The following is a 25381-nucleotide window of genomic DNA, read 5'->3' as shown; positions in this document are numbered from 1 at the left end:
GGGGCGTCGGCTAGACTGGGGCGCCCCCACCGTTGTGAAGCCGCCATGAGCCGTTACCCCGCCGATGTCGCCTTGGTCGTGATCGACCTGCAGCCGGATTTCATGCCCGGCGGTGCGCTGGCCTGCGTGGACGGCGATGCGATCGTGCCGGACATCGCGGCACTGCTGGCCGAACACCGTTACCGCACCGTGGTGGCGACCCAGGACTGGCACCCGGCCGACCACGCCTCCCTCGCCAGCCAGCACCCGGGCCACCTCCCGTTCGAAGCGATCCTGCTGCACGCCCAGCCGCAGACCCTGTGGCCGGACCACTGCGTGCAGGGCAGCGCCGGTGCCGTGCTGCACCCCGGGGTGGACTGGACGGGCGCCGACCTGATCCTGCGCAAAGGCACCCGCCGTGAGGTGGACTCGTACAGTGCCTTCCGCGAAAACCACGGTCCCGATGGCACCCGCCCGGCCACCGGCCTGGCCGGCTGGCTGCATGAGCGCGGCATCCGCGAGGTGCATGTATGCGGCCTGGCGCGCGACTACTGCGTGTTGTGGAGTGCACAGGACGCGGTGAAGTCCGGGTTCCGGGTCACGTTCCTGTGGGACCTGACCCGGCCGGTCACCGAGGCCAATGACGGCATGGTGCGTGAGGCGTTGGCGAAGGCGAAGATCGCGGTTGTCTGACAGGCGGCACCGGCACCGGCGCCGCAGTTCAGCGGAACACGACGGTGCGATGACCGTTGCGCAGGATGCGGTGCTCCACATGCCGGCGTACCGCGCGTGCCAGCACCTGCGATTCGGTATCGCTGCCCAGCCGCACCAGATCGCGCGGCGTCATCGCATGGTCCACGCGCGCCACGTCCTGCTCGATGATCGGGCCTTCGTCCAGATCCGGCGTCACGTAGTGCGCGGTCGCCCCGATGATCTTGACCCCGCGCGCGTGCGCCTGGTGATACGGCTGCGCGCCCTTGAAGCTGGGCAGGAAGCTGTGATGGATGTTGATCGCCCGCCCCGCCAGGGCCTCGCACAGCCGCGGCGACAGGATCTGCATGTAACGCGCCAGCACCACCAGATCGATCTGCTCGCGCTCGACCAGGTCGATGATCTGCTGCTCCTGTACGGCACGGTTGTCGGCGTTGACCGGCAGGTGATGGAAGGGGACCCCATAGGAGCCGGCCAAGGCAGCGAAGTCCTCGTGATTGGAGGCCACCGCCGCGATGTCCACCTGCAGTTGCCGGCTGTGCGCACGGAACAGCAGGTCGTTGAGGCAATGCCCCTGCTTGCTCACCAGCACCAGCAGCCGTGCCCGGCGGCGGGCGTCATGCAGCTGCCAGTCCATCCCGAACTCGGCGGCCAGCGTGGCCATGCGGGCTTCCACGTCGCCCAGTGACTGCTCGGCGGCCCGATCGAAATGCACGCGCAGGAAGAACCGGCCGCTCTCGTCGTCGCCGAACTGCTGGGCATCGAGAATGTTGCAGCCCAGCTCGAACAGCAGGCCGGACACACGGTAGACGATCCCGGTACGGTCCGGGCATGAGAGGGTGAGGATGGAATCAGGGCGCATCCGGCCAGTGTAAGCGAGCACCGCCGGGCTGCGGTCGATGCTCTCAGATGCAACCAAGGGTGCCTCCCAGCAATTACACCGCCGTCGGGTCCACCTTTTCCACATCGATCCCGTACCGGTCGATCGCCACCTGCAGCTGGGCACGTTCGATCCGGCCCTCATCGGCCAGCGACTTGAGCGCGGCGAGCACGATGAAGTGGCGGTCCACCTCGAAGAACGTACGCAATGACTCGCGCGTGTCCGAACGGCCGAAGCCATCGGTGCCCAGCGCGGTGAAGCGGCGGCCCTCGATGAAGGGGCGGATCTGGTCACCGACGATCTTCATGTAGTCGGTGGCCACGATCACCGGGCCCGGGTGCGCGGCCAGGCACTGCTGCACGTACGGCACCCGCGGCTCCTGCACCGGATGCAGCAGGTTCCAGCGCTCGGCCGCCAGGCCATCACGGCGCAGTTCGGTGAGGCTGGTGGCGCTCCACACGTCGCTGGCGATGCCGAAGTCCTGCTGCAGCAGCGTCGCCGCGGCTTCGACTTCGCGCAGGATCGCGCCGCTGCCCATCAGCTGCACGCGCAGCGCAGGGTCGCTGTCGGCGGCGGCGGGGTGCAGCAGGTACAGGCCCCTGAGGATGCCTGCTTCGCTGCCTTCGGGCAGTGCCGGGTGCGGATAGGCCTCGTTGAGCACGGTGATGTAGTAGTAGATATCTTCCTGGTCCACGTACATCCGGCGCAGGCCATCCTGGATGATCACCGCCAGTTCGAAGTTGTAGGTGGGATCGAAGGACACGCAGCTGGGGATCACCGAAGACAGCACGTGGCTGTGGCCGTCATCGTGCTGCAGGCCCTCGCCCATCAGCGTGGTGCGGCCGGAGGTGGCACCCAGCAGGAAGCCGCGGGTGCGGGCATCGGCGGCGGCCCAGGCCAGATCGCCGACGCGCTGCAGGCCGAACATCGAATAGAAGATGTAGAACGGAATCGTCGCCAGGCCGTGGTTGCTATAGGCGGTGCCGGCGGCGATCCACGAGCAGATCGCACCGGATTCGTTGATGCCCTCCTGCAGGATCTGGCCGTCCTTGGCTTCCTTGTAATAGCTCAGCTGGCCGGCATCCTGCGGGGTGTACAACTGGCCGAGGTAGGAGTGGATGCCGATCTGGCGGAACAGGCCTTCCATGCCGAACGTGCGTGACTCATCGGGCACGATGGGAATGATCAGCTTGCCCAGTTCGGGGTCCTTGAGCAGCGTGGTGAGGATGCGCACGAAGCCCATCGTGGTGGACTGGCCACGTTCGCCGCTGCCCTGCAGCTGGGTGGCGAACGCCGACAGCGCTGGCACCGGCAACGGATCGACGTGGGTCACGCGCGCCGGCAGTTGGCCACCCTGGGCCTGGCGACGCTGCGCGAAATAACGCGCTTCGGCACTGCCCGGCGCCGGGCGCAGGTAGGGCATCTCCTCCAGCTGGTCGTCACTGACCGGCAGATCAAACCGATCACGGAACGCACGCACGGCATCGGCGCTCATCTTCTTGAGCTGGTGGTTGATGTTCTGGCCTTCGCCGGCCTCGCCCATGCCGAAGCCCTTCACTGTCTTGGCCAGGATCACGCTCGGCCGGCCGTTGCCGGCGACCGCCTGCGCGTACGCGGCGTAGACCTTCTGCTGATCGTGACCACCGCGGGCCAGTGCCCAGATATCGTCATCGCTCAGGTCGGCGACCAGCGCCAGCAGCTCGGGATACTTGCCGAAGAAATGCTCGCGCACATAGGCACCGTTCTGCGACTTGAAGGTCTGGTAGTCGCCATCCACGCATTCCATCATGCGCTGGCGCAGCAGGCCGGTGCTGTCCTTGGCCAGCAGCGCGTCCCAGCCACCGCCCCAGATCACCTTGATGACGTTCCAGCCGGCGGCGCGGAAGGTGCCTTCCAGTTCCTGGATCACCTTGGCGTTGCCGCGCACCGGGCCGTCCAGGCGCTGCAGATTGCAGTTCACCACGAACACCAGGTTGTCCAGGCGCTCGCGGCCGGCCACCGAGATCGCCGCCAGCGATTCGGGCTGGTCCATTTCGCCATCACCAAGGAAGGCCCAGACCTTGCGGCCCTGGTGCTCCTTCAACCCGCGGTATTCCAGATAGCGCATGTAGCGCGCCTGATAGGCGGCGGTGAGCGGCCCCAGCCCCATCGAAACGGTGGGGAACTGCCAGAAGTCCGGCATCAGGCGCGGGTGCGGATACGAGGACAGGCCATCGCGATCGGATTCGCGGCGGAAGTTGTCCATCCGTTCCGGCGCGATGCGGCCTTCGACGAATGCACGGCCGTAGATGCCCGGCGCCGAGTGGCCCTGGATGTAGATCATGTCGCCATCGAAGGTGTCGGTGCGGCCGCGGAAGAAGTGATCGAAGCCGACGTCGTACAGCACCGCTGCGGACTGATACGTGGCGATGTGGCCGCCCACGTTGGAGTGCTTGCCGGCGCGCAGCACCATCACCATCGCGTTCCAGCGGATCATCGCGTTGAGCCGGCGCTCGATGCCGAGGTCGCCCGGGTAGGCCGGCTGGCGTTCCACGGGAATGGTGTTGGTGTACGCCGTCCACACGCGGCCGTGCAGGTCGCCATGGCGGGCCGTGTCCAGCTCGGTCAGCTGGTCCATCAGGTAATGCGCGCGCGGGCGGCCGGCGGCGTGGATGACCGCCTCCAGCGACTCACGCCATTCCTGGGTTTCCTGCGGGTCGGTATCGAGGGGGGCGAGCGCTGGGTTCATGTCCATCTCCGGGGAAGGCTGCCAGGCCGTGCGCAGGACGCGACGGCAGCGGGGGCGGCACAACGCGGAAGCGGCGTCGCCCGGGCAGCAGACCCGGGCGAGCAGGCAACCTGGCGGTTGCGGGACAGGCACGATAAGCAGGCCCCCGCAGGGCGGGTAGACCGGATGGCCTTGGCGCTTTATAAAGAAATTCTTTCCAATGGAGCGCGAGAATGGCGGCCAGCATGAACATTCTCCAGTCAATCCGCAGCTTCATCCGGACCGCCGACGCCGGCAGCCTGGCCGCCGCCGCGCGGACGCTGGGGGTGAGCCCGGCGGCGGTCGGACAGAACATCGCCCGGCTGGAGGCCCACCTGGGCGTGCGCCTGCTCAACCGCACCACCCGCACCCTGGCCCTGACCGAGCGCGGTGCGCTGTACCTGGCCCAGGTGCGCCATATCGAGCGCGACCTGCAGCGCGCCCAGGCCGCCGTGACCGATCTGGATGCCACGCCCGAAGGACGGCTGCGGATCGCCAGCAGCACCGCATTCGGCCGGCACGCCTTGGCGCCCCTGCTGCCTTCGCTGCAGGCACGCTTCCGGCGCCTGGCGATCGAACTGCTGCTCACCGACCGCAGCGTGGACCACGCGCACGAAGACGTGGACGTCAGCATCCGGATCGAGCCGCAGTTGGAGGAAGGTCTGGTGGCGCGGCCGATCGCCCAGGTGCCGTTCGTGTTCTGCGCCGCCCCGTCCTATCTCGCACGCGCTGGTATTCCGCTGACGCCGGAGGCATTGCGCGAGCACCGCTGCCTGTTGCTGCGCTACCCGCTGGACGGGCGCTACCTGCCGTGGGGCTTCGTGCGCGACGGCATGCGTTTCGATGCCGAGGTGGCCCCGGCGCTGGTCAGCGACGACATCGATGCGCTGGCCGCGATGGCAGTCGCCGGCGGCGGCATCACCCGGTTGGCCGCGTTCGTCGCCGCGCCCTATCTCGCACGCGGCGAGCTGCAGGCGCTGTTCGAGCCCGGCGATGCGCAGAGCACGCAAGCCTCACCGGAGCCGATGCGGTTGTTCCTGTGCGTCAGTGATCGCCGCGACCTGACGCCGAAGGTGCGGGCGCTGATGCAGCACATCATCGAAGGGCTGCCGCCGGCGTGGCGGGTGGACGCCCGCTGAGCGCAGGGACAGCCGCGGTAGGCCGCCGCCCCTGCCGATCCCAGCGCCTCAGCGTTCCGGGGCGATGAACACACCGCGGGCTTCGCGCGGTTCGCAGCGCAGGTACTGCGGTGCCGGTGCCACCGAATCGCCCAGTGCGGCGGCGGCATGCCACGGCCAGCGCGGGTCGTAGAGGATGCCGCGGGCCAGCGCGATCGCATCGGCATGGCCATGGCGCAGGATCGATTCGGCCTGCGAGGGCTCGGTGATCAGGCCCACCGCAATGACCGGCATGCGCAGCTTGTGCGCCTTGATCGCCTGCGCGAACGGCACCTGGTAGCCCGGCGACAGCGGAATCTGCTGGCGCGGATCATTGCCACCACTGGAGACATGCAGGAACTGGCACCCGCGCGCGTCCAGCACGTGCGCCAGGGTCGTGGTCTGCTCGATATCCCAGCCGCCGGCCACCCAGTCGCTGGCCGAGATGCGCACACCGACCGCGATGCGATCGGACACCGCTTCGCGCACTGCATCGAACACGCGCACCAACAGGCGCATGCGGTTCTCCAGCGAACCGCCGTATTCGTCCTCGCGGCGGTTGCTCAGCGGCGACAGGAACTGGTGCAGCAGGTAACCGTGCGCGGCATGCAGTTCGATCAGGTCCATGCCGACCCGTTCGGCACGACGTGCCGCCGCCGCGAAGGCGTCCACGATGGCATCGATGCCGGCCAGATCCAGTTCGGTCGGGGTCGGATCGGTCTTGGCGAACGGCAGCGCGGACGGCGCGACCGTGGGCCACGCGCGCGGGTCGGAGGGGTCCATCGCGCCGCCGCCTTCCCACGGCTTGTTGACCGAGGCCTTGCGGCCGGCATGGCCCAACTGCACGCCCAGCGGCATCGGCGACCACTGCCTGACCGAGGCCACGACCGAGGCCAGCGCGGCTTCGGTAGCGTCATCCCACAGGCCCAGATCGGCCCAGCTGATGCGGCCTTCCGGCAGCACGGCGGTGGCTTCCAGGATCAGCAGGCCGGCGCCGGACTGCGACAGCTGCCCGAGGTGGATGCGGTGCCAGTCATTGGCGAGGCCGTCGGTGCAGGAGTACTGGCACATCGGCGCGATCACGATGCGGTTGGGCAGCGACAGCGGGCCGAAGGAAATGGAGGAGAAGAGCTGGCTCAAGGGGGGAACTCGGGAAGAGGAAATGGAACCGGGCGCCATTGCACTCCTGTGCGGCGGCGGAGGCAACCGTGCCAGTGGATCAGTGTTTCGCAGCGGCTCAGGCGGTGGCGGTTCCCGGCAGCAGGAAGGCCAGTGACTCGGCGCAGGATTGGTCGACCTTCAGGCTCAGCAGCGCGTCGGCGCGGGTAATCCCACGGTTGAGCGCAGCGATCGGCAACCCGGCCTGCGCGGCGGCCTGCACGAAGCGGAAGCCGGAATAGACCATCAGCGAGGAGCCGACCACCAGCACCGCATCGGCGCGCTGCAGATGCTCGTGAACGGCGGCGACCCGTTCGTGCGGCACGCTTTCACCGAAGAACACCACGTCCGGCTTGAGCACGCCGCCGCAGGCCGGGCAGGCCGGCACCTGGAAGGACGAGAAATCCATGTCCAGATCGGCGTCGCCGTCTGGCGCCTGTGCAGCCTCCAGATGCTCCCAGCCCGGATTGAGCGCCAACAGCCGGTGCTGGAACGCCTCGCGCGGCGTGCGTGCTTCGCAGCCCATGCAGCGCACCTGGTCCAGCCGCCCATGCAGATCGATCACCGCCTCGCTGCCCGCCCGCTGATGCAGGCGGTCGACATTCTGGGTGAGCAGCAGCTCGACCTGGCCACGGGCTTCCAGCGCGGCGAGCGCAGCATGCGTGCCGTTCGGCTGGGCCCAACCGAACCGCGGCCAGCCCAGCAGGCTGCGCGCCCAGTAGCGCTGGCGCGTGGCCAGCTCACCCATGAAAGCCTGATAGGTGACCGGCGGTGTCCGCTTCCACTGCCCATCGGCATCGCGGTAATCCGGGATGCCCGAATCGGTGCTGCAGCCCGCACCGGTCAGCACGAACAGGCGCTGGGCGCGGTCGATGAATTCGGCGAGGGGGGTGCTCATGGACAACAGATGGGGGCGCAGGGACAGTGAGGCAATCGGGAGATCGGCAGCCGCTTACGGGCCCGGGATGTCACCCGGCAGCGACGGGACGCTGGTCGGGTGGCCGTCGGCATCCAGCGCGATCATCACGAAGTGCCCGCGCGTGCACAGCTTGCGCTCACCGGTGTGGAGATCTTCGGCGATCAGTTCCACTTCCACCTTCATCGAGCTGCGGCCCACTTCGACGATGCGGCCGACGGTCTCCACCATCTGGCCGATGCGGATCGGCAGCTTGAAATCGACCTGGTCCGAGCGCGCGGTGACCACGGTACGGCGCGAATAGCGGGCCGCGGCCAGGAACGCCGCCTTGTCCATCCAGGCCAGCGCCTGGCCACCGAACAGGGTGCCCAGGTGATTGGTGTGGTTGGGGAACACGATCTCGGCCATGCGGACTTCGATGGGCGGGATGGTCTCGGGGATGGGGGTCATGGCGGGGGCCGGGAATGGTGGGGTGGCGCGGATGATACGCCAGGGGGGCTGGTCGCGTAGAGCATTCTTGGCGCTTTTATCTCCATCGGTTCGAGGAGGTCGGGGGCCCCTTTGCTGGACGCGCCGTAAATACGTCCCTGTAGGCTCGTAAGCGGCATCCATGCCGCTTAACGGTCCTGCAAAGGGGCCCCCGACCTCCTCTGGATAGTGCGTCGTTGCGCGGTAGGGAGAGCGGCTTTGGCGGGTGCTTACGCGACTTGGTGGGGGGGAAGAGGAGCCGAGCATGGCTCTGCTTTACACGATGTATGTGGATACCAAGGGGTGCATTGATGGTCATGGCACGTTGGTAGCAACCGCCTCTCCAACCGCAATGGGAGATCCATGGGAAGTGACCCGGGCAGGCGAATGCAGGACCGTTGGGGCCGCATGGATGCGGCCCACGAGCCCACAAGGACGTGTTTACGGCGGGTCCAGCATTTGCCTGCCCGGATCACTTCTACTCGCAATATCAGGACGCCAACGCTCTTGCTTCAACGCTTCAACGCTTAAGCGAGTAAAGCGGGAAACGAAAAAGCCCCGGAACAGGTCCGGGGCTTTTCGGAATCAGGACGTCAGCGTCAGATCAGAACGACATGTCGAACGACACTTCGCCCTTCACGCCCACCTGGTAGGCCGACGAACGGCGCTCGAAGAAGTTGGTCAACTCCTGCACATCCTGCAGCTCCATGAAGCTCAGCGGATTGCGCACGTTGTACTTCTTCTCCATGCCCAGGCGATGGAAATGATTGTCCGCGCAATGCTGCAGATACTGGCGCATGTCACGCGTCGAAATGCCCGCCACACCGCCCGACAGCACGTCCTCGGCGAACTGCACTTCGCACTCAATCGCCTCGGCCAGCATGTCGTACACCTGCTGCTTCATCGCATCGTCGAACAGGTCCGGCTCTTCCTCGCGGATCACATCCACGCACTCGAACGCGAACTCCATGTGCGCGCTCTCGTCGCGGAACACCCAGTTGGTGCCCGAGGCCAGACCGTTGAGCAGGCCACGCGAACGGAAGTAGTACACGTAGGCGAAGGCCGCGAAGAAGAACAGGCCCTCGATGCACGCCGCGAAGCAGATCTGGTTGAGCAGGAACTGGCGACGCTCGTCACGGGTCTCGATGCGCTTCAGGTTCTGGATCGAGTCGATCCACTTGAAGCAGAAGTCCGCCTTCTTCTTGATCGAGTCGATGTTCTCCACCGCGTCGAACGCCTTGGCGCGCTCGTCCGGATCGGGCAGGTAGTTGTCGAGCAGGGTCAGGTAGAACTGCACGTGCAGCGCTTCTTCGTACAGCTGGCGCGACAGGTACATGCGCGCTTCCGGCGCATTCAGATGCTGATACAGGTTCAGCACCAGATTGTTGGACACGATCGAATCGCCGGTGGCGAAGAACGCGACCAGGCGGTGGATCAGGTGGCGCTCGCCCGGCGACATCTTGCCGTGCAGGTCGCTGATGTCGATCTGGAAGTTGATTTCCTCGACCGTCCAGGTGTTCTTGATGGCGTTGCGATACATGTCATAGAACTGCGGGTAGCGCATCGGGCGCAACGTCAGTTCGAAACCTGGATCGAGCAGCATTTGACGAGGCTTGTCGGCCATGGTGTTTCGTCCTTCTTGGCAACGACCGACCAACGGTCGGTCGCTACCGGATGTGTGATTTTTCCGGCGGAACCGGTGTTCCCGGATAGGCGCCAACGTTGGTCGGCGTACCCGGCGGTGCCGGCCCGGTGGGCCGGCACGCCTTGTTTTTACTGGCACGCCTCGCAGCTTTCCGGATTTTCCAGCGAGCAGGCGACGGCTTCGACCGGGGTGTAGCTGCTGACGGTCGTCTTGGCGATCTTGGTCGCCGGGCGCGAACGCAGGTAGTACGTGGTCTTGATGCCCTGCTTCCAGGCGTACATGTACATGGAGGACATCGCGCCGATGTTCGGGCTTTCCATGAACAGGTTGAGCGAGGCGGACTGGTCGATGAACGCGCCGCGGTCGGCGGCCATGTCGATCAGCGAACGCATCGGCAGTTCCCAGGCGGTGCGGTACACGTGGCGCAGCGTTTCCGGGATCTGGGTGATGCCCTGGATCGAGCCTTCGGCCAGCTTGATCGCGTCGCGCATTTCCGGGGTCCAGTGGCCGAGCTTCTTGAGCTCGTTCACCAGGTAACGGTTGACCTGCAGGAAGTCGCCGGACAGCGTTTCGCGCTTGAACAGGTTGGACACCTGCGGCTCGACGCACTCGTAGCAACCGGCGATCGAGGCGATGGTCGCGGTCGGGGCGATCGCGATCAGCAGCGAGTTGCGCAGGCCGTGTTCCTTGATGCGCTCACGCAGGGCGTCCCAACGCGCGGTGTCCTCAGGCACCACGTTCCAGGCATCGAACTGCAGCTCGCCGCTGGCCGCACGGGTGTCGGCGAAGGACGGGTGCTTGCCGCGTTCCTGGGCCAGCTCGCACGAGGTTTCCAGCGCGTGGAAGTAGATCGTTTCGGCGATCTGCTTGGACAGCGCGCGGGCCTCGGCACTGTCAAAGGCCAGACGCTTGCGGAAGAACACGTCCTGCAGGCCCATGCAGCCCAGGCCGACCGGACGCCAGCGCAGGTTGCCGCGGCGGGCGGTTTCGATCGGGTAGAAGTTCAGGTCGATCACGCGGTCGAGCTGACGCACGGCCAGGCGCACGGTGTCGGCCAGCTTGTCGAAATCGAACTCGCCGTGGGTATCGAAATGGTTGCCCAGGTTGATGGAGCCCAGGTTGCACACCGCGGTCTCTTCGGCCGAGGTGATTTCCAGGATTTCGGTGCACAGGTTGGACAGGTGGATCACGTTGCCCGGGCGCAGCGTCTGGTTGCTGGCGCGGTTGCACTTGTCCTTGAAGGTCATCCAGCCGTTGCCGGTCTCGGCCAGGGTACGCATCATCCGCGAGTACAGCTTGCGTGCGGAGATGGTGCGCTGGGCCTTGCCCTGGGCTTCGGCCTGCAGGTAGGCCTGCTCGAAGGCTTCGCCGAACAGATCGGTGAACTCGGGCACCACGCTCGGATCGAACAGCGACCATTCCTGGTCGGCCTCGACGCGCTGCATGAACAGGTCGGGGATCCAGTTGGCCAGATTCAGGTTGTGCGCGCGGCGCGATTCGTCACCGGTGTTGTCACGCAGTTCGAGGAAGTCCTCGATATCGGCGTGCCAGGTTTCCAGGTACACACAGGCCGCGCCCTTGCGCTTGCCGCCCTGGTTCACCGCCGCCACGGACGAATCCATGGTCTTCAGCCACGGCACGATGCCGTTGGAATGGCCGTTGGTCGACTTGATCAGCGAACCACGCGAACGCACGCGGCTGTAGCTGACGCCGATGCCGCCGCTGAACTTGGAGAGCTGGGCGATATCGCCGTACTTGGCGTAGATCGACTCCAGCGAATCCTGCGGCGAATCCAGCAGGAAGCACGAGGACAGCTGCTCATGCGTGGTGCCGGAGTTGAACAGCGTCGGGCTGGACGGCAGGTAATCCAGGTTGCCCATGCGCTTGTACAGCGCCAGGGTTTCCGGCACGTCTTCGCTCAGCGCGCTGGCGATGCGCAGGAAGAACTGCTGCGGGGTCTCGATCACCTTGCGGGTGTGCGGATGGCGCAGCAGGTAACGGTCGTACAGGGTACGCAGACCGAAGTAATCGAAGTGCAGGTCCAGCGACGGATCGATCGCGTCGTTGAGCTTGCGGGCGTTGATCTGCACGAACTCGAGCAGACGCGCGTTGATCAGGCCCACTTCGTGGCCGCGGCCGACCGACTGCGAGAACGCATGGATTTCCTGGCCGGACACTTCCTTGGCGATGAAGTTGGCCAGCAGGCGCGCGGCGAGGCGGCCGTACTCGGGCTCTTCACCGATCAGCAGCGCCGAGGTGCGGATGGACAGCTCGTCCAGCTCCTGGGTGGTCGCGCCGTTGTACAGGCCGGAGATGGTGCGGGTCGCAACGCGCATCGGATCCACCGCATGCAGACCTTCGCAGCAGCGCTGGACGGCGCGCACGATCTTGTTCAGGTCCACCAGTTCGGTCGTGCCATTGCGCTTGGTCACGCTCATGGCGGTCGCCGTGGGCGGCGAGGTCAGCAGGAATTCGCTTTCCTTATCGATAGCTGCGCTGGTTTCGGTGCTCACGGCGTTTTCCTCTTGGCGTGATTTGGGGTGGTACAGCGTGGGTCTGCCTGGCAGGCGCCGGAACCGATGCAGAGATGCTCAAGGGTGGACTATCGGCGTCGCAGGAGCCGCGACCCGGGCAGGCAAGCCTGCGGGCGGTTCCCCTGCGTCACCGGTCCTCTCCCCCCGGAGAATCCTGCGACCGGCACCACACGCTGTACTTCGTGCGGTTGTCAGTAGGTCTTCAGGCCATCGGCGTGAAGGCAATACTCCCGTCGACTTGTGGTCGGCGGTACCGACGGCCACAAGATAGTGGGGGTACCAGGTGTCGTCAACGCCAAATGTAGTGAATTTCCCCAATCCCTTGCGGCGCAAGGACCGGGCCGGAAAAGCGTCCGACGAACGGTCTGGACCTGTCGAAAGCGAGTGCGCAGTCAAGGGCAAATGGCCGGATTGTCCTCCTCGAAAACAGAACAACGCCCGCTCACGCAGCCCTAACGAATGGCCGCCGGTCAGGGTGACTTCCGACCCGCGCCGGGGGCGCTCCGGGGTGCCACGCTCCGGTTGTCTCCTTTATATGAACGCGACCATGCGCCTGCCCCTGATCGGCTGTCTGATGGTGGGCCTGACCGTGGCCGGTACCGCCGCGGCGGGCGAGAGCAAGGCCCCGCAGCTCTCCTCCCGCCAGTGCGGGGTGAGCACGCCTTACAACGTGCTGGTGGACAGTGGTGGGATCTGGCTGCGCAACCGTGAGCAGGTGCCGGCAGAAATCTTCTTCCACGATGGCGAGCTGAACATCGACCGGCAGCCGATCCCCGTCAGCGACGCCGATGCCCAGCGCCTGCGCCAGCTCGAATGGGGCACCCGCCAGCTGGTGCCTGCGGTGGCCGGAGTAGCCGGGGAAGCCACGGACATCGCCTTCGATGCGCTGGGCGCCACGGTGGAGATCATGACCGGCAGCCGCCGCAAGGCGCGCGAGGTGGATGGGCTGCGCAAGGATGCCCACGAGTACGTCGGCCGTACCCTTGGCCGCGGGATCTGGGAGCAGGATCTGTTCGGCGAGCAGTTTGAAGCCCGGATCGAGCAGGCCGCCGAGTCGATGTCGGCCTCGCTGGCCCGCGGCGTGATGTGGACGATGCTGACCGGCGGCTCGGACCGGATCGAGGCCCGCGCCGAGAAGATGGAGGCCGACCTGGAGCGCCGCATGGAGGCGCGCGGGCAGGCGCTGGAGGCGCAGGCCCAGTCGCTGTGCACCCAGGTGCTGGCACTGGATGCGATCCAGCAGTCGCTGGAGGTGCGCTACCAGGGCAAGCCGCTGGCGATGATGGTGATGGACCGCGACGAAGATGCAGCGGTGCCGATCGCGCACGAACAGCCGCGCGGGGACGCGCTGGTGCTGCCCCCGTTGTAGCAAGCATCCACGCATGGCGTGGATCTACATCACGGCCTATCCAGGCCCGGCGTGGAGCTACGCGCGGTGCGGGGTGCCCAGGTACTCGGCGCTCTGCATTTCGATCAGGCGCGAGGCGGTACGTTCGAACGCGCCCTGCAGGCGCACGCCGGAATACAGCCCGACCGGTGAATCGGTCGCGGTGCAGACCAGGTTGACGTGGCGGTCGTAGAGCTCGTCGATCAGATTGACGAAGCGGCGCGCAGCGTCTTCGTTGAGTTTGTCGAAGTGTGGGATGTCGCCCAGCAGCACGGTGTTGAACTCGTGCGCGATCTCGATGTAATCCGAGGGGCCGCGCGGGCCTTCGCACAGTGCCTTGAAATCGAACCAGACGATGCTCTTGCCGCGGCCGCGCACCGGAATCTTGCGCGCTTCGATCTCGATGTTGCCCGCCTTCGCCGGCTGCCCACCGCTGAGCTCGGCCCAGCGGCCGGCCAGCCAGGCATCGCTGCCGGCATCGATCGGGGACTGGTACACCGGCGAGCGGGTCAGCGCGCGCATGCGGTAATCCTCTGTGCCTTCGGCGTACAGCTCCACGCAGTAGGTCTGCAGCAGCCCGATTGCGGGCAGGAAGCTGTCGCGCTGCAGCCCATTGAGATACAGGTTCTCCACCGCCGTGTTGGAGGTGGTCACCAGGGTCACGCCCTCGGCGAACATGCGCTCGAGCAGGCGCGCCAGCAGCATTGCATCGCCGATGTCGGTGACGAAGAATTCATCCAGCACCAGCACGCGCAGCTTGCTGCGCCATTCCTGGGCGATCTTCGCCAGGGGATCGCTTTGTCCCTGGTGCTCGCGCAGGCGCTCGTGGATGCCGCGCATGAAGCGGTGGAAATGGGTGCGGTACTTCTGCTCGATCGGCAGGCCGTCGTAGAACAGATCGACCAGGAAGGTCTTGCCGCGCCCCACCCCGCCCCAGAAATACAGGCCCTTGACCGGCTCGGGCTTCTTCCAGAATGCGGAGAGGCGATCCAGCCAGCCATCCTGCGCACTGTCGACCAGCGCGAGGTGGATGCGGTCCAGCTCGGCCAGGGCGGCATGCTGGGCCGGGTCGTTCTGCCATTCACCCCGGGCCACGCCATCGGCGTAGCGCTGCGACGGGGTCATCACGGTCTCGCTCATGCCGCGTCGGGGGCGGGGTTGGGCAGCCACTGCTTGAGGCCATGGATGAGCGCGCCGCGCAGGTCGACGATCTTGCGGTGGAAGAAGTGGCTGGTATCGGGCATGCGCACCAGTTCGTGCGGTGCATCCAGGCCATCCAGCCAGTCATAGACCGCCTGCGGATCGACGATCTCGTCTTCCTCGCCCTGGATCACCAGCCATTGGGCCGGCGGCTGCATGCCCTCGAAATCCCAGCGCCCGGCGGGCGGCGCGATCGAGATCAACGTGGTCGGCTGCAGGTCGCCCGCGGCGCGCAACGAGACATACGCACCAAAACTGAAACCGGCCAGCCACAGCGCTTGGCCGGGCCGCTGCGCACGGACCCAGGCCGCGACGGCCTTGAGGTCGTCCTGCTCGCCCACGCCGTTGTCGAACGTGCCGGCCGAGTCGCCGACGCTGCGGAAGTTGAAGCGCACGGTGGCGATGCCCAGGTCGCGCAGCGAGCGCGCGGCCATGGTCACCACCTTGTTGTGCATGCTGCCGCCCTCGGTGGACAGGGGGTGGCAGACGATCGCCACCACCGGCTGCACCGCGACACCGGCCTCGGGCAGATCAACCACGACATCCAGCGGACCGACCGGTCCGTCCAGCGTCAGCGCACCGCTTTCTTGGGGAAATGGGGGATTGTGCATGGCGTCATAATACCGTCCCTCCGCGTGCTTCACCGCCGCCCCCGCCGGATCCGTACATGCACTATCTGGTTTTCAGCGTTCTCTGCAGCGTGCTGGTCTCGGTCCTGCTGAAGCTGGCGCCGCGCCAGCGGCTGGACATGCCGCAGGTGGTGACCTGGAATTACCTGGTCGCCAGCGTGCTCAGCGCGGTGCTGCTGCAGCCCTCGCTGGCCTCGCTGCAGACCGCGCATGCGCCGTGGGCCGCCCTGCTCTGCCTGGCCGTGGCGCTGCCGGCGATCTTCCTGATGATGGCCCGCGCGGTGACCCGCGCCGGGATCGTGCGCAGCGATGTGGCCCAGCGGTTGTCGCTGCTGCTGTCGCTGCTGGCTGCGTTCCTGGTGTTCGGGGAGACCGCCAACGGCTGGAAGCTGGCCGGCCTGGGGCTGGGCCTGCTGGCGATTCTGGGCATCAGCGTGCGCCCGCGCGCCGGTGCGGCCGCGCCCTCCGGTGGGCGGGCCTGGCCATGGCTGCTGGCGGTGTGGGTGGGCTATGCCCTGGTCGACATCCTGCTCAAGCAGGTGGCGTTGTCGGGCACGCCCTCGATGGCCGCACTGCTGGCCAGTTTCAGCCTGGCCTTCGTGCTGATGCTCATCCTGCAGCTATGGCGCCACCTGCGCGGCATCGCACGCCTGCGGTGGCGCAACCTGGCCGGTGGCGCCCTGCTCGGCCTGCTCAACTTCGGCAACATCCTGTTCTACGTGCGCGCGCACCAGCACCTGCCGGACAGCCCGGCGGTGGTGTTCGCCGGCATGAACATCGGCGTGGTGGTGCTGGGTGCGCTGGTGGGCATCGTCGGCTTCGGCGAGCGCACCAGTGTCTGGAACCGGGTGGGTCTGGGGTTGGCCGTGGTGGCGATCGGGTTGATCGCGTGGGGAACGTGGTGACTGGTTGATGAGCTGCCGGCCAGCGGCCAGCACTACCAAGGCAACGCGCCGGTGACCGGGCGCACCGGCGTGCCGGCGCACCCGTGCGGGATCAGCGATCAAACCCCAGCAGCAACGGATCATGGTCCGAACTGCGCCACGGGCCCGCTTCGTTGCGGTCGCGGTAGCCGACATCGTCGGCTTCATCGGCATTGATGTGCCACTCCGCCGCCGCGCGCAGGCGCTTGGCCATGCCCGGGCTCAACAGCGCATGGTCCAACCGACCGGTCATGCCGTTGTAGACGTAGCTGTAAGGCCGTTCGACCTTGGCCACCGCGAACGCATCCCGCCAGCCGGCCGCGTGCAGGGTGCGGATCGGGTCTTCCATCCCGTAGGCGTTGAAGTCGCCCAGCAGCACCGCATCGCGGGTGCCGGCGCCGGTCGGGTCGGTCGCCAGCCACTGGTCCAGTAGCATGGCCGAGGCGACCCGGGTGGCATTCCAGCAGGCCTGGCCGTCCTTCTGATCGGCATCGGCGCCGGTCGCGTCCGAGCAGCCCTTGGATTTGAAGTGGTTGGCCACGACCACGAACGGGGCGCCCTTGCCGGCACGGAAGGCCTGCGCCAGCGGCACGCGACTGCGCTCGCCGAAGGGCTCTTTTTCCAGCACGGCGGGGGCGCCCACCGGGCTCACGCGCGTGGCGCGGTAGATGATGCCGACCCGGATCGGGTTGTCGCCCGGGCCCTGCTTTGCGTCGATGAAGCGCCAATCGGCCCCGTCGCCTCGATCGGCATTGAGCGCATCGACCAGCTGGGCGATCGCCGACTGCGGGCCGTAGCCGTCGTTCTCCAGTTCCATCAGTGCGGCGACATCGGCGCCGAGCGCGTTGATGGTGGCGACCAGCTTGGCTTTCTGCGCCTGGTGTTCGGCCAGGGTGCGGGCACCGCGCAGGGTCGGGTAGCCGCCGCCCTGGCCATCGCCGTTGAAGAAGTTCTCCAGGTTGAACGCCGCCACGTGCAGGGCGCCGGCCACCACCGGCACCGCCGGGCGCTCCAGCGCCGGCAGGTTCAGCGGGCGGGTCACCTGCAGACGCGGGTTGCCCTTGGGATCGATACGGACGACGCCTTCCACATTGCGCAACACCATCCCGGTGCGCAGGTTCGCGGCCGCCGGCAGGTAGGCCACCGGGCCCGGGTCGCGGGCGTCACTGCCATCGTCGAGCACCAGCCGGCGGTGCAGGTTGTCGGCCACCACCTGGGCATGCCCGGCAGTGCCGGGTGCGGCCACTTCGCTGGGCTGCCAGAGGCGGCCGCCGAAGGCCACGGTCAACTCACCGAAACGCGACAGGCCATCGGTGCCGGCCAGGGTCAGCGGTGCGGCGATGCGCACCTGCTGGCCATCCAGCGTGCGCCAGTCGGTGGGCGGCGCGGTCAGGGTGACCGTGGCCGACGTGGTCGGCGCCGGGCGCACCTGCGGCGCGGTGGCGGGCTGCGGCTGGGCGGCATGGGCCGCGCCGGACAACGCCAGCGCGAGAGCGAACACGAGGGGGGTACGGCGCATCGGAAGCAGGACTCCAGGGAAGTGCGACAAGGCTAACCACATAACGTGAAACGCCGCCCTTCGGCGGCGTCGGTGGCCTGATCCGGCAAAGCCGTCATTTCAGGTTGGCGAGCATCCAATCGACCGTGGCATGGATCTGCTCCTCGGTCAGCGCCGGATTACCGCCCTTGGGCGGCATGATGCCACCGTCCGGGCCGGTATAGCCCTCCACGGCATGCTTGTAGAGCGTGTCCTTGCCCTGGGCGATGCGCGCATCCCAATGGCTGTGGTCCAGCGTGGGCGCATTGCCGACGCCATTGGTATGGCAGGCGGTGCAGAGGTTGTCGAAGATCACCTTGCCATCGGTGGTGCCGCCATAGGCGACCTGCGAGGCGGCTTTGACCAGCGCCGCGGCATGGGCCGCGGCCTGCGCGGCGGCACCGGTGCTGCCGGCATAGACCGCACCGGCCGGCGCGATGCGCTGCTCGGTACGTTTGGCCGCCATCGGCGAAACTTCAGGGGGAATGCTGGTATGCAGGTAGGCCGCAAAGAGGATGAGGCCGAGTGTGATGGCCATCAGCAGCGCGATGACCATGGAAAAGCGTTTCAGGAACTCGAGGTCGTAATTCCGCACTATCTATACCCCTGGCTGGTAGTCGTTGGACCACGGCTTGTCGGCCGAGTATGACCAGCGTCGGCGGCGCTGCGCAAGCGACCCGCCGGTGTCGCAATGCAGCATCGGCGCGGCTCAGGCGCCGGCGGCACGCAGGCAGAAAATACAGATCGACTCGACCAGCGCGTCTTCGTCGCCATGCGCGTCGCGGCTGAGCGCGGTCGGGCCGACCAGCGCCTCGGTGAACGCGCCCACGATGCAGGCCGCTGCGACATGCGTGTCCTGCTGCGGGAAGGTGCCCGCCTCCACGCCATCGGCGACGATGCGCCGGAACACATCGCCGAACAGACGGCGGCAGCGGATGCGCTCGGCTTCCACTTCCGGGTCGACCGGCTCGGCGATGAAGGCATAGGCCAGCCCGGGGCCGGCCAGCGCGCGGCGCACGAAGGCGGTGATCGCCCGGCGCAGGCGCTCGGGCGCGGGCAGCGGCTCGGCCGCGATCCCCTCGAAGATGCGCAGCTCGTGCTCGACGGCGGCGGTGAGCACCTCCACGAACAGTTCGGCCTTGGAGGGGAAGTGCCGGTAGATCAGGCCGGTGGAGACCCCGGCTTCGGCCGCCACGGCGGTCACCGGCGCATTGCGGTAGCCGCCGGCCGCTACCAGCGCACGGGTTGCCAGCAGGATGCGTTCGCGGGCGCCGGCAAGGCGTTCTTCCATCAGGGCGGAGCGTTTATAGGCCATTTGTTGATTCTATGTTCAATTTTTGAATTTGTATTCACTTCTTTGTCGAACCCGGCTACGCTGGGGGTACATCGCCCGCGGGACGGCCCTGTCAGCCCGTCCATCCCTCCCGGCGCGTCCCATCCCTTGTTGTTGCGGAGTCGCCCATGCACGTCCCGACCATGAACTTCGATCTCGGCGAAGAGATCGACCTGCTGCGCCAGAGCGTGGCCCATTTTGCCTCCGCTGAAATCGCCCCGCTGGCGGCCAAGGCCGACGAAGAGAATCTGTTCCCCAATGCGCTGTGGCGCAAGCTCGGCGAACAGGGCCTGCTCGGCCTGACCGTGGAAGAGGAATACGGCGGCAGCGGCATGGGCTACCTCGCGCACGTGGTGGCGATGGAAGAGATCTCGCGCGCCTCCGGCGGCATCGCGCTGTCCTACGGCGCGCACTCCAACCTGTGCGTGAACCAGCTGCGCAAGAACGGCAACGAAGACCAGAAGCAGCGCTACCTGCCCGGCCTGTGCAGCGGCGAGCTGGTCGGCGCGCTGGCGATGAGCGAGCCGGGCGCCGGCTCGGACGTGGTCTCGATGAAGCTGCGCGCGGACAAGCGCGGCGATCACTACGTGCTCAACGGCAACAAGATGTGGATCACCAACGGCCCGGATGCCGATGTACTGGTGGTCTATGCCAAGACCGATCCGGATGCAGGTGCCAAGGGCATCACCGCGTTCCTGATCGAGAAGGGCATGAAGGGCTTCTCCACTGCGCAGAAGCTGGACAAGCTGGGCATGCGCGGCTCCAACACCTGCGAGCTGGTGTTCGAGGATTGCGAAGTGCCCGAAGCCAACGTGCTCGGCGTGGTCGGCGGTGGCGTCAAGGTGCTGATGTCCGGTCTGGACTATGAGCGCGTGGTGCTCTCCGGCGGCCCGCTCGGCCTGATGGCTGCGGCGATGGACGTGGTGATGCCGTACGTGCACGAGCGCAAGCAGTTCGGCGAGGCGATCGGCACCTTCCAGCTGATCCAGGCCAAGCTGGCCGACATGTACGTGGGCCTCAACGCCTGCCGTGCGTATGTCTACGCGGTGGCACGCGCCTGCGACCAGGGCCGCACCACGCGCCAGGACGCAGCCGGCGCGATCCTGTATTCGGCCGAGAAGGCCACCTGGCTGACCGGCCAGGCGATCCAGATCCTGGGCGGCAACGGCTACATCAACGAGTACCCGACCGGACGGCTGTGGCGCGATGCCAAGCTGTATGAAATCGGCGCCGGCACCTCGGAGATCCGCCGCATGCTGATCGGCCGCGAACTGTTCCAGCGCACCAAGTAAGGGCCCTGCCATGACCGTACTGAGCACCCAGCTGCAACCGGGCAGCGACACCTTCGAGGCCAACCGCGCCGCGCTGCAGGCGGTGGTCGACGACCTGCGCGCCACCCTGGCGCAGACCGCGCTGGGCGGCAGCGAAGCGGCACGCGCCAAGCACACCGCGCGCGGCAAGCTGCTGGTGCGCGACCGCATCGATGCCCTGCTCGACCCGGGCAGCGCCTTCCTGGAAATCGCCCCGCTGGCCGCGCACGGCATGTACGGCGATCCGATCCCCAGCGCCGGCGTGGTGGCCGGCATCGGCCGGGTCTCGGGTGTGGAGTGCGTGATCGTGGCCAACGATGCCACGGTCAAGGGTGGCACCTACTACCCGATGACGGTCAAGAAGCACCTGCGCGCGCAGGAAGTAGCCGAACAGAACCGCCTGCCCTGCATCTACCTGGTGGATTCGGGCGGTGCGTTCCTGCCGCTGCAGGACGAGGTGTTCCCGGACCGCGATCATTTCGGCCGGATCTTCTACAACCAGGCCAACCTGTCCGCGCAGGGCATCCCGCAGATCGCCTGTGTGATGGGCAGCTGCACCGCCGGTGGCGCCTACGTGCCGGCGATGAGCGATGAAACGGTGATCGTGCGCGAGCAGGGCACCATCTTCCTCGGCGGCCCGCCGCTGGTGAAAGCGGCCACCGGTGAAGTGGTCACCGCCGAAGAACTGGGCGGTGCCGATGTGCACACGCGCATCTCCGGCGTGGCCGACCATATGGCCGACAACGACCTGCAGGCGCTGGCCCGGGTCCGCGCGATCATCGCCCAGCTCAACTGGCGCAAGCCCGAGCCGGCGCTGGCGGTGCAGGCCCCGGTGGAACCACGGCATCCGGCCCACGAGCTGTACGGCGTGATCCCGGCCGACACGCGCAAGCCCTACGACGTGCGCGAAGTGATCCTGCGTTTGGTCGACGATTCGCGCTTCGACGAGTTCAAGCCGCGCTACGGCAACACCCTGGTCACCGGCTTCGCGCATCTGCACGGCTACCCGGTGGGCATCATCGCCAACAACGGCATCCTGTTCTCCGAGTCCGCGCTGAAGGGCGCGCACTTCATCGAACTGTGCACGCAGCGCGGCATTCCGCTGGTGTTCCTGCAGAACATCACCGGTTTCATGGTCGGCCGCAAGTACGAGCACGGCGGCATCGCCAAGGACGGGGCCAAGCTGGTGATGGCCGTGGCCTGCGCCAAGGTGCCCAAGTTCACCGTGGTGATCGGCGGCTCGTTCGGCGCCGGCAACTATGGAATGTGCGGCCGCGCCTACTCGCCCAACTTCCTGTGGATGTGGCCGAACGCGCGCATCGGGGTGATGGGTGGCGAGCAGGCCGCCAGCGTGCTGGCCACGGTCAAGCGCGATGGCATCGAAGCCAAGGGCGGGCAGTGGTCGGCCGAGGAAGAAGACGGCTTCAAATCGCCGATCCGCGAGCAGTTCGAATCGCAGGGCCACCCGTACTACGCCAGCGCCCGGCTCTGGGATGACGGCGTGATCGATCCGGCCGACACCCGCCGTGTGCTGGGCCTGGCGCTGTCGGCCAGCCTCAACGCTCCGGCGAAGAAGACCGACTTCGGCGTGTTCCGCATGTAATGCACGGGCGGTGCCGCCTGGCACCGCCGCCCCTGGCCCGCGCAACGAGACCACCATGTTCACCAAGATCCTGATCGCCAACCGTGGCGAAATCGCCTGCCGCGTCATCGCCACCTGCCAGCGCCTGGGCATCGCCACCGTGGCGGTGTATTCCGACGCCGACCGCAACGCGCGCCACGTGCGCCTGGCCGACGAGGCCATTGCGATCGGCCCGGCACCGGCGCGTGAGAGCTACCTGCGTGGCGACGCCATCCTGGCCGCCGCCCGCCGCACCGGCGCGCAGGCGATCCATCCCGGCTACGGCTTCCTCTCGGAGAACGCCGGTTTCGCGCAGGCCTGCGCCGAGGCCGGCATCGTGTTCATTGGCCCCTCCGCTGCGGCGATCCGCGCGATGGGCGACAAGAGCGCGGCCAAGGCGCTGATGCAGCAGGCCGGCGTGCCGCTGACCCCGGGCTACCACGGCGACGAGCAGATCCCCGAATTCCTGCGCAAGCAGGCCGACAGCATCGGCTACCCGGTGCTGATCAAGGCCAGCGCCGGCGGCGGTGGCAAGGGCATGCGCCGTGTGGACGACAGCGCGACCTTCACCGAGGCGCTGGCCAGCTGCCAGCGTGAGGCGCAGTCGGCGTTCGGCAACGCGCACGTGCTGGTCGAGAAGTATGTCGAGCGCCCGCGCCACATCGAGATCCAGGTGTTCGGCGACAGCCACGGCAACGTGGTGTACCTGTTCGAGCGCGACTGCTCGGTGCAGCGCCGCCATCAGAAGGTGCTCGAAGAAGCGCCTGCCCCCGGCATGACGCCCGAGCGCCGCGCCGCAATGGGCAAGGCCGCCGTCGATGCCGCGCGCGCGGTCAACTACGTCGGCGCGGGCACGGTGGAGTTCATCGCCGGCCCCGATGGCGATTTCTACTTCATGGAAATGAACACCCGCCTGCAGGTGGAGCACCCGGTCACCGAGTGCATCACCGGCACCGACCTGGTCGATTGGCAGCTGCGCGTGGCCAGCGGTGAGCCGCTGCCGCTGCAGCAGGATCAGCTGCAGATCCGCGGGCACGCCCTGGAAGCCCGCCTGTACGCCGAAGACGCCGACCGCGGTTTCCTGCCGTCCACCGGCACCCTGCGCCACCTGCGCCTGCCGGCCAACACCGCGCACGTGCGCGTGGATGCCGGTGTCGAACAGGGCGATGCGATCACCCCGTTCTACGACCCGATGATCGCCAAGCTGATCGTCTGGGATGTCGACCGCGATGCCGCGCTGCGCCGCATGCAGCAGGCCTTGGCCGAGTGCGAAGTGGTCGGCGTGACCACCAATGCGGCCTTCCTGCGCCGGCTGGTCATGACCGATTCGTTTAGCCAGGCCAAGCTGGATACCGCGCTGATCGAGCGCGAGCAGGCCGCCCTGGCGCCCAACGACGGCGACAGCGATCCGGCGCTCTGGGCGCTGGCCGCGATTGCCGGCGTAGCGACCAGCGAGGCTGCCAGCCGTGATGCGCGTGACCCACACTCGCCGTGGCAGGCCCAGGATGGCTGGCGCCTGGGCGCGGCGGCCGCGCGCGCGCTGACGCTTGAGCACCGGGGTACCCAGCGCAGCGTGGCCGTGCAGGGTGCGGGCGAACAGTGGACCGTCCACATGGACGGTAACACGCTGCAGGGCAGCGGCCGCCTGGCCGGTGACGCGCTGCGCGTGCAGATCGGCGAGCAGCTGCACCGTGCCACCGTCATCCGCGACGGCAACGACCTCTATCTGTTCGGCAGCGAAGGCGTGCAGCGCTTCACGCTGCATGATCCGGTCAGCGAAGCGGACCAGTCCGTCGCCGATGCCGGCAGCCTGGTCGCACCGATGCCGGGCCGTATCGTTGCCACGCTGGTGGCGCCGGGCACGGCGGTCAAACGCGGCGCGCCGCTGCTGGTGCTCGAAGCGATGAAGATGGAGCACACGCTGCAGGCACCGGCCGATGGCACCGTGCAGGGTTACCGGGTCAAGGCCGGGGATCAGGTGGGTGATGGGGCGGTGCTGGTGGATTTCGAGGCGGGCTGAGGCCCGCCTCGTGGTCGCTCATCCCACCCGCTGCCAGACCTGCTCGAGCGGATCCAGTTCGGCGGTTTCCATGTGCTGTGCGCGCCATCCAAAGCCGCAGACGGCCAATGCCCCTTGCTGGATGGGATCAAGACCGAATCCCCTCTCCAGGTGCTTCTCATTGATGGCGCCAGTGATGAAAGCACCGAGGCCCAGATCCGTCGCAGACAGATAAAGGGTCTGCGACAGGTGGCCGGCCTCGAGGGTTACTACGCGGTAACCCTTGGCGTGCCGGCGATACTTCCAGAAGCTGCGGTCGAAGCGGGGAACCATCGTCACCAGACAATGGGCGTTGGCGAACCAATGCTGCTGGCCGACACTTTCCATGATGAAGTCACGCAGAGGCTGGTCCGGCGCGGTCAGCGGCAACAGGCTGTGGGAGTCGGCGAGGTACCGGTACAGACCCGATGCGATACCTTCAACCTGCTGCACGATCAGGTAGGCCTCCATTGGATGGAGGCCGCCGCCGGAAGGACTGTTCTTTTTGTGGAAGACGAGATCATCGCCTACCCTGATCTTCGCCTGGGCGGCAAACACGCGCCCCAGCATGCGGGTAAACAAGGCCATGGGAAGCGGCCGGCTGTCATCGAAATTGCGACAGGTTGCGCGCCGCTGCAGGAGGGCATCGAAGGCATCGGGTTCGGCGTGCGGCAACGCAACCGCATCGCCCTGGCCTTCTGATCTCGTCACGGCAGGCGGAGGTCCCAATACGTCGCGCATGCCTGCCGCGGTTTCCGTTCCGGAATCCTGTGTGTTCTTCACCGCGTCAACCGAATCCCAGCGGGTGAAGGCGTGCAGGATGGCGCCGAGGGGGTGCCAATGGGCAGCCCGCAGGCGATCGTCATCGCGACGCTGACGCTCAGCGACACTACCGACCGCAGGCGCTTCCATCACCACCAGGCCATGGTCTATCAGCGCGTCCAACTCCAGGCGGGTCGCACTGCCAAGTGTGTCAACATCTGTCCACAGACTCGGACTGAGCGTTCCCAGCACCTCCCGTTGTGCAGAGGAAACCATGACCGAATCACCCAGATGCGGCGCCAGCGCCAGCCATTGGAGAGTGCGTACCATCCCGTTGCCACCCTCCAGCAGGCTCTCAAGCTTGAACGCCACTTGTTCTTGAGATTCGAACATCAGAATTTCACAACGACGAACACGCACCACGCTTCTCCCCGTTCGCTGGACCTC

General features: G+C 67.1%; 20 protein-coding genes. 7 read left to right on the top strand and 13 right to left on the bottom strand.

The genetic code is table 11. The features are described 5' to 3' along the window. Window positions 1–45: 45 nt before the first annotated feature. A complete protein-coding gene (locus ACTT2I_RS19150; RefSeq protein WP_421100108.1) occupies window positions 46–672 on the top strand; it encodes a nicotinamidase in 627 nt (208 codons plus the stop codon). Between the two features lie 28 nt (window positions 673–700). On the opposite strand, the gene purU is transcribed toward ACTT2I_RS19150, so the two are convergent. Then, a complete protein-coding gene (purU, locus tag ACTT2I_RS19145; protein ID WP_121044317.1) occupies window positions 701–1552 on the bottom strand; it encodes a formyltetrahydrofolate deformylase in 852 nt (283 codons plus the stop codon). A gap of 73 nt (window positions 1553–1625) precedes the next feature. Further along, complete coding sequence (aceE, locus tag ACTT2I_RS19140) at window positions 1626–4298, bottom strand: pyruvate dehydrogenase (acetyl-transferring), homodimeric type (RefSeq protein WP_421100107.1); 2673 nt, start codon at window positions 4296–4298, stop codon at window positions 1626–1628. A 224-nt stretch (window positions 4299–4522) separates the two neighbouring features. Here aceE and ACTT2I_RS19135 point away from each other — a divergent pair, with 224 nt between their 5' ends. Next, window positions 4523–5455 carry a LysR family transcriptional regulator gene (locus tag ACTT2I_RS19135; RefSeq protein WP_421100106.1) on the top strand — a complete coding sequence of 311 codons (933 nt, stop codon included), beginning with the start codon at window positions 4523–4525 and terminating at the stop codon, window positions 5453–5455. A 48-nt stretch (window positions 5456–5503) separates the two neighbouring features. Here ACTT2I_RS19135 and ACTT2I_RS19130 read toward each other — a convergent pair whose 3' ends face one another. The 5 genes from ACTT2I_RS19130 to ACTT2I_RS19110 form a co-directional block, all read right to left on the bottom strand. Further along, complete coding sequence (locus ACTT2I_RS19130) at window positions 5504–6652, bottom strand: NADH:flavin oxidoreductase/NADH oxidase (protein ID WP_421100105.1); 1149 nt, start codon at window positions 6650–6652, stop codon at window positions 5504–5506. 58 nt (window positions 6653–6710) lie between these two features. Continuing rightward, window positions 6711–7529 (bottom strand): NAD-dependent protein deacetylase, encoded by an 819-nt coding sequence (locus ACTT2I_RS19125; RefSeq protein ID WP_421100104.1) that lies wholly within the window; start codon window positions 7527–7529, stop codon window positions 6711–6713. A gap of 54 nt (window positions 7530–7583) precedes the next feature. After that, the gene (locus tag ACTT2I_RS19120; protein ID WP_019184839.1) at window positions 7584–7997 is read right to left on the bottom strand and encodes an acyl-CoA thioesterase; all 414 of its coding nucleotides are present in this window, start codon (window positions 7995–7997) and stop codon (window positions 7584–7586) included. A 622-nt stretch (window positions 7998–8619) separates the two neighbouring features. After that, complete coding sequence (locus ACTT2I_RS19115; RefSeq protein ID WP_019184840.1) at window positions 8620–9639, bottom strand: ribonucleotide-diphosphate reductase subunit beta; 1020 nt, start codon at window positions 9637–9639, stop codon at window positions 8620–8622. Window positions 9640–9788: 149 nt separating this feature from the next. Further along, a complete protein-coding gene (locus ACTT2I_RS19110) occupies window positions 9789–12173 on the bottom strand; it encodes a ribonucleoside-diphosphate reductase subunit alpha (RefSeq protein WP_088434782.1) in 2385 nt (794 codons plus the stop codon). A gap of 568 nt (window positions 12174–12741) precedes the next feature. Between ACTT2I_RS19110 and ACTT2I_RS19105 the strand changes: the two genes are divergently transcribed. Next, complete coding sequence (locus ACTT2I_RS19105; protein WP_421100103.1) at window positions 12742–13563, top strand: DUF2884 family protein; 822 nt, start codon at window positions 12742–12744, stop codon at window positions 13561–13563. 57 nt (window positions 13564–13620) lie between these two features. Here ACTT2I_RS19105 and zapE read toward each other — a convergent pair whose 3' ends face one another. Next, window positions 13621–14721: a cell division protein ZapE gene (gene zapE / locus ACTT2I_RS19100; RefSeq protein WP_293983499.1), complete on the bottom strand. Its 1101-nt coding sequence runs from the start codon at window positions 14719–14721 to the stop codon at window positions 13621–13623. After that, the gene (locus tag ACTT2I_RS19095) at window positions 14718–15392 is read right to left on the bottom strand and encodes an alpha/beta hydrolase (protein WP_019184845.1); all 675 of its coding nucleotides are present in this window, start codon (window positions 15390–15392) and stop codon (window positions 14718–14720) included. Before ACTT2I_RS19095 ends, zapE begins: the two co-directional genes overlap by 4 nt. A gap of 56 nt (window positions 15393–15448) precedes the next feature. Between ACTT2I_RS19095 and ACTT2I_RS19090 the strand changes: the two genes are divergently transcribed. Then, complete coding sequence (locus ACTT2I_RS19090) at window positions 15449–16315, top strand: EamA family transporter (RefSeq protein WP_421100102.1); 867 nt, start codon at window positions 15449–15451, stop codon at window positions 16313–16315. A 91-nt stretch (window positions 16316–16406) separates the two neighbouring features. Here the strand turns inward: ACTT2I_RS19090 and ACTT2I_RS19085 are convergent, their stop codons facing one another. From ACTT2I_RS19085 to ACTT2I_RS19075, 3 genes are all read right to left on the bottom strand, one after another. After that, a complete protein-coding gene (locus tag ACTT2I_RS19085; RefSeq protein WP_421100101.1) occupies window positions 16407–17852 on the bottom strand; it encodes an ExeM/NucH family extracellular endonuclease in 1446 nt (481 codons plus the stop codon). A 94-nt stretch (window positions 17853–17946) separates the two neighbouring features. Beyond that, complete coding sequence (locus ACTT2I_RS19080; RefSeq protein ID WP_088434787.1) at window positions 17947–18465, bottom strand: c-type cytochrome; 519 nt, start codon at window positions 18463–18465, stop codon at window positions 17947–17949. Between the two features lie 114 nt (window positions 18466–18579). Then, on the bottom strand, window positions 18580–19185 hold the full coding sequence (locus ACTT2I_RS19075) for a TetR/AcrR family transcriptional regulator (RefSeq protein WP_088434788.1): 606 nt from the start codon (window positions 19183–19185) through the stop codon (window positions 18580–18582). 146 nt (window positions 19186–19331) lie between these two features. On the opposite strand from ACTT2I_RS19075, the gene ACTT2I_RS19070 reads away from it, so the two are divergent. Genes ACTT2I_RS19070 through ACTT2I_RS19060 form a run of 3 tightly spaced genes read left to right on the top strand, consistent with a single transcriptional unit; the run spans window position 19332 to window position 24154 of the window. Beyond that, window positions 19332–20495: an isovaleryl-CoA dehydrogenase gene (locus ACTT2I_RS19070; RefSeq protein WP_019184850.1), complete on the top strand. Its 1164-nt coding sequence runs from the start codon at window positions 19332–19334 to the stop codon at window positions 20493–20495. A 10-nt stretch (window positions 20496–20505) separates the two neighbouring features. Further along, window positions 20506–22116: a carboxyl transferase domain-containing protein gene (locus ACTT2I_RS19065; RefSeq protein WP_070474306.1), complete on the top strand. Its 1611-nt coding sequence runs from the start codon at window positions 20506–20508 to the stop codon at window positions 22114–22116. A 55-nt stretch (window positions 22117–22171) separates the two neighbouring features. Further along, window positions 22172–24154: an acetyl/propionyl/methylcrotonyl-CoA carboxylase subunit alpha gene (locus tag ACTT2I_RS19060; RefSeq protein ID WP_421100100.1), complete on the top strand. Its 1983-nt coding sequence runs from the start codon at window positions 22172–22174 to the stop codon at window positions 24152–24154. 18 nt (window positions 24155–24172) lie between these two features. Here the strand turns inward: ACTT2I_RS19060 and ACTT2I_RS19055 are convergent, their stop codons facing one another. Further along, on the bottom strand, window positions 24173–25354 hold the full coding sequence (locus ACTT2I_RS19055) for a putative peptide maturation dehydrogenase (protein WP_421100164.1): 1182 nt from the start codon (window positions 25352–25354) through the stop codon (window positions 24173–24175). Window positions 25355–25381: the final 27 nt, after the last annotated feature.

Origin of the sequence: Stenotrophomonas sp. PUT21 (assembly GCF_052232875.1) — a bacterium.
Classification (GTDB): Bacteria; Pseudomonadota; Gammaproteobacteria; order Xanthomonadales; family Xanthomonadaceae; genus Stenotrophomonas; species Stenotrophomonas maltophilia_N.
This window is presented reverse-complemented; position numbering and strand designations above follow the sequence as displayed.

What these genes read in the sequence shown, in the direction of transcription:
- ACTT2I_RS19075 (WP_088434788.1), bottom strand. Translation starts at nt 19,185, where the DNA reads ATGGCCTATAAACGCTCCGCCCTGATGGAAGAACGCCTTGCCGGCGCC.
- zapE (WP_293983499.1), bottom strand. Translation starts at nt 14,721, where the DNA reads ATGAGCGAGACCGTGATGACCCCGTCGCAGCGCTACGCCGATGGCGTG.
- ACTT2I_RS19085 (WP_421100101.1), bottom strand. Translation starts at nt 17,852, where the DNA reads ATGCGCCGTACCCCCCTCGTGTTCGCTCTCGCGCTGGCGTTGTCCGGC.
- ACTT2I_RS19065 (WP_070474306.1), top strand. Translation starts at nt 20,506, where the DNA reads ATGACCGTACTGAGCACCCAGCTGCAACCGGGCAGCGACACCTTCGAG.
- ACTT2I_RS19070 (WP_019184850.1), top strand. Translation starts at nt 19,332, where the DNA reads ATGCACGTCCCGACCATGAACTTCGATCTCGGCGAAGAGATCGACCTG.
- ACTT2I_RS19150 (WP_421100108.1), top strand. Translation starts at nt 46, where the DNA reads ATGAGCCGTTACCCCGCCGATGTCGCCTTGGTCGTGATCGACCTGCAG.
- aceE (WP_421100107.1), bottom strand. Translation starts at nt 4,298, where the DNA reads ATGAACCCAGCGCTCGCCCCCCTCGATACCGACCCGCAGGAAACCCAG.
- ACTT2I_RS19120 (WP_019184839.1), bottom strand. Translation starts at nt 7,997, where the DNA reads ATGACCCCCATCCCCGAGACCATCCCGCCCATCGAAGTCCGCATGGCC.
- ACTT2I_RS19105 (WP_421100103.1), top strand. Translation starts at nt 12,742, where the DNA reads ATGCGCCTGCCCCTGATCGGCTGTCTGATGGTGGGCCTGACCGTGGCC.
- ACTT2I_RS19060 (WP_421100100.1), top strand. Translation starts at nt 22,172, where the DNA reads ATGTTCACCAAGATCCTGATCGCCAACCGTGGCGAAATCGCCTGCCGC.
- ACTT2I_RS19115 (WP_019184840.1), bottom strand. Translation starts at nt 9,639, where the DNA reads ATGGCCGACAAGCCTCGTCAAATGCTGCTCGATCCAGGTTTCGAACTG.
- ACTT2I_RS19130 (WP_421100105.1), bottom strand. Translation starts at nt 6,652, where the DNA reads ATGGCGCCCGGTTCCATTTCCTCTTCCCGAGTTCCCCCCTTGAGCCAG.
- ACTT2I_RS19095 (WP_019184845.1), bottom strand. Translation starts at nt 15,392, where the DNA reads ATGCACAATCCCCCATTTCCCCAAGAAAGCGGTGCGCTGACGCTGGAC.
- ACTT2I_RS19090 (WP_421100102.1), top strand. Translation starts at nt 15,449, where the DNA reads ATGCACTATCTGGTTTTCAGCGTTCTCTGCAGCGTGCTGGTCTCGGTC.
- purU (WP_121044317.1), bottom strand. Translation starts at nt 1,552, where the DNA reads ATGCGCCCTGATTCCATCCTCACCCTCTCATGCCCGGACCGTACCGGG.
- ACTT2I_RS19125 (WP_421100104.1), bottom strand. Translation starts at nt 7,529, where the DNA reads ATGAGCACCCCCCTCGCCGAATTCATCGACCGCGCCCAGCGCCTGTTC.
- ACTT2I_RS19135 (WP_421100106.1), top strand. Translation starts at nt 4,523, where the DNA reads ATGAACATTCTCCAGTCAATCCGCAGCTTCATCCGGACCGCCGACGCC.